This is a genomic window from Micromonospora sp. D75 (assembly GCF_018070405.1).
GTDB classification, from domain to species: Bacteria; Actinomycetota; Actinomycetes; order Mycobacteriales; family Micromonosporaceae; genus Micromonospora; species Micromonospora chalcea.
Genome location: NZ_JAGPXV010000618.1, coordinates 1 through 3,531 on the forward strand (window position 1 = coordinate 1; position 3,531 = coordinate 3,531).

At 72.3% G+C, this 3,531-nt stretch carries 3 protein-coding genes and 1 pseudogene; all 4 read left to right on the forward strand.

Annotated features, from left to right (window positions below; all coding sequences use genetic code 11):
- A pseudogene (locus tag KBX39_RS26545) lies at positions 1-538 on the forward strand (N-acetylglutaminylglutamine synthetase); the annotation flags it as partial.
- Complete coding sequence (locus KBX39_RS26550; protein ID WP_030501323.1) at positions 535-1,719, forward strand: osmoprotectant NAGGN system M42 family peptidase; 1,185 nt, start codon at positions 535-537, stop codon at positions 1,717-1,719. The pseudogene KBX39_RS26545 and the gene KBX39_RS26550, both read left to right, overlap by 4 nt.
- A 309-nt stretch (positions 1,720-2,028) precedes the next feature.
- Positions 2,029-2,958: a ribonuclease Z gene (locus tag KBX39_RS26555; protein WP_210873073.1), complete on the forward strand. Its 930-nt coding sequence runs from the start codon at positions 2,029-2,031 to the stop codon at positions 2,956-2,958.
- Positions 2,955-3,464 (forward strand): GNAT family N-acetyltransferase, encoded by a 510-nt coding sequence (locus tag KBX39_RS26560; RefSeq protein ID WP_043326535.1) that lies wholly within the window; start codon positions 2,955-2,957, stop codon positions 3,462-3,464. Before KBX39_RS26555 ends, KBX39_RS26560 begins: the two co-directional genes overlap by 4 nt.
- The last annotated feature ends 67 nt before the right edge of the window (positions 3,465-3,531 follow it).

Consider the following 3,531-nt stretch of genomic DNA (forward strand, 5'->3'; position numbering starts at 1 on the left):
GGTCGTGGTGATCGAACACGAGGTGGTCGCCGCCGCGGTACGCCGCCCGGCGCAGATCACCGGCGACGGGGTGCACGACATCACCGAGCTGATCGAGCGGCAGAGCCGCCGCCGGGCCGCCGCCACCGGGGGCGAGTCCCGCATCCCGATCGACGACATGACCCGCGAGGTGGTGGCCGAGGCCGGGTACCGGATGCACGACGTGCTCCCGGAGGGCGAGGTGCTCGCGGTACGCCGGACGGCCAACCTGCACACCGGCGGCACGATCCACGACGTGACCGCCGAGCTGCACCCGGCGATCGCCGAGGCGTGCGTGACCGCGAGCCGGGCGCTGGACATCCCGGTCACCGGGCTGGACCTGCTGGTCCCCGCCCCGGACCGGCCGGAACACGTGTTCATCGAGGCGAACGAGCGGCCCGGACTGGCCAACCACGAACCGCAGCCCACCGCCGAGCGCTTCGTCGACCTGCTCTTCCCGGGTACCCGGGCACCGCAGCGACTCTGGTCGCCGGCCGGTGCGGCAAGCTCTGGGGCATGACCGCACGCAAGCCCCAACCGCTCAAGCTCGACCTCGACTACCTCCGCCAGGTGCTGGTGGAGCTGCTGGAGATCCCCAGCCCGTCGGGGCGCACCGACCACATCCAGCAGTACGTGGGCGAGCGGCTCTCCGCGATCGGGATCAGCTCCACGCTGACCCGTCGCGGGGCGCTGAGCGCCTGTCTGCCCGGCCCCCGGTCGACCGGCGCCGACCGGGCGATCGTGGTGCACACCGACACCATCGGCGGCATGGTGAAGCGGCTCAAGGAGAACGGCCGGCTGGAGGTCAACCCGATCGGCACGCACAGCGCCCGCTTCGCCGAGGGCGCACACGTGCGGATCTTCACCGACGACCTGGAGCGGGTCGTCACCGGCCAGGTGCTGCCGCTGAAGGCGAGCGGGCACCGCTACAACGAGGCGGTCGACCTGCAGGGCGTCGGCTGGGAACTGGTCGAGGTGCGGGTGGACGAGCCGGTGCACGACGAGGCCGGGCTGCGGGCGCTCGGCATCGACGCCGGGGACTTCGTCGCGTTCCTGCCCAACCCCACCATCACCCCGAACGGGTACGTCAAGTCCCGCCACCTGGACGACAAGGCGGGCGTGGCGGCGGTGCTGACCGCGTTCAAGGCGATGGTCGACGCCGGTGTCACCCCGGCGGTCACCGCACACCTGCTGGTCACCGTCACCGAGGAGATCGGCCACGGCGCGAGCCACGGGCTGGACCCGGACGTCGCGGAGATCGTGTCGGTGGACGCGGCGGTGGTCGCGCCGGGCCAGCAGTCCCGGGAGACCGCGGCGACACTCGCCATGGGCGACGGGGTCGGCCCGTTCGACTACCACCTGACCCGCAACCTCGCCTCGATCGCCAAGGAACACGGCGTCGACCTGGTCCGGGACGTGTTCGACTACTACCGCTCGGACGTGGCCGCCGCGGTCGAGGCCGGGGCGCACGCCCGGGTGGCGCTGCTCGGGTTCGGCGTGGACGCCACCCACGGCCACGAGCGCACCCACCTCGACGGCCTGCACCAGCTCACCCAGCTGCTCTGCCTCTACCTGCAGAGCCCGCTGGTGTTCCCGGAGTGGGACGCCGAGCCGGAGGGCGACCTGGCCGACTTCCCGTCGCTCGCCGTGCAGCCGGCGAACGAGGACGGCCCGCGCGAGGGCCCGATCGGCCTGGACTGACCGGGCCTGTGATCGAAATCCGTTGCCGCGGCCGCCGCGAAGTGGATAGCGTGGCGGTACACGGGAAAGGAGGTGGTCCAGACTTGTATAGCAATCGGACTCGTGAGGTGGCTGTCCGCTAGCCGCTGTCCTCGACAGTGAAATCTCGCCCGCCGCGAGGCGGGCACCTGCAGGATCGTCGAGACCGTGTGGCAGCGGTGCGGCGAAACCACGACAGCCACCCGACCCCCGGGGTGCCGGCCCAGTCCAGCCGGCCCGTGCGCGAGCGCGGAAGCCCCGGGGGTCGCTTTTTGCGCTCGGGAGGGTGCGGTGTCCATGCGTGAGCTGGTGGTGCTCGGTACGGCCAGCCAGGCCCCGACCCGGCAGCGCAACCACAACGGCTACCTGCTGCGCTGGGACGACGAGGTGATCCTCTTCGACCCGGGCGAGGGCAGCCAGCGGCAGATGCTGCACACCGGGATCACCGCCACCGACCTGACCCGGATCTGCGTCACCCACTTCCACGGCGACCACTGCCTCGGGCTGCCCGGCATGATCCAGCGGCTCTCGCTGGACCGCGTACCGCGCCCGGTGGCTGTGCACTTCCCGGCCGGCGGCGCCGAGTACTTCGCCCGGCTGCGCCACGCCTCCAGCTTCTACGAGACCGCCGAACTGGCAGTCGAGCCGATCGACGCCGACGGGCAGCGGATCACCCTGGGCATCGGCACGCTGGAGGCCCGCCGGCTGCGGCACCCGATCGAGACGTACGGATACCGGCTGGTCGAGCCGGACGGCTGCCGGATGCTTCCGGAGCGGCTGGCCGCGTACGGCATCGCCGGTCCGGACACCGGAAGGCTGCTGCGCGACGGCCACCTGGACCGCGACGGGCGCCGCGTCACCCGGGACGAGGTGAGCGTCGTCCGGCCGGGGCAGCGGTTCGCGTTCGTGATGGACACCGGGCTCTGCGACGGCGTGTACGCGCTCGCCGAGCACGCCGACCTGCTGGTGATCGAGTCGACGTTCCTGGAGTCGGAGGCGGCGCTCGCCGCCGAGGTCGGGCACCTCACCGCCGGCCAGGCCGCGCGGGTCGCGGCCGAGTCGGGGGTACGCACGCTCGTGCTCACCCACTTCTCCCAGCGGTACGCCGACCCGCGCCGCTTCCACGACGAGGCCCGCGAGCACTTCTCCGGTGATCTGGTGATCGCCGAGGATCTTCAGACGGTACAGGTGCCGCCCCGGCGGGTACCGTCGCCCGGGTGACGATCTCCCTACGTTCCGCGACCGAGGCCGACCTGATGGCGGTCGGCGCCCTGCACCAGCGTTCCCGGGTGGCGGCGTACTCGTCGTTCCTGCCGCCCGAGGCGCTGGCCGACCCGACGCCGGAGGCGATGGGCCGCTACTGGGTGGAACGGCTGACCTGGGAGGGCGCGGACCACCGGATGACGGTGGCCGAGCGGGACGGGAAGCTGGTGGGCTTCAGCTACCTCGGGCCCGACGACGAGGGCGACCCGGCGACCGGGCTGCTCAACGCGATCCACCTGGAGCCGTCCGAGCGGGGCCGGGGCACCGGACGGGCGCTGATGGTGGACGCGCTCGACGCGATGCGGGCCCGGGGCTGGACGCGCGCGGTGCTGTGGGTGCTGCGGGACAACGCCCACGCGCGCCGTTTCTACGAGCGCGGCGGCTGGACCGCCACCGGTGATGAGCGGGACGAACACATCGGCCGGGTGCTGGTCCCCCAGCTCCGCTACGCCCGCCGCTTGTAAGGAAGGGCCCCTTATTAACGCCTCCGGTAGAGGAAGGGCCCCCTTTTAACACCGCGGTGTTAAAAGG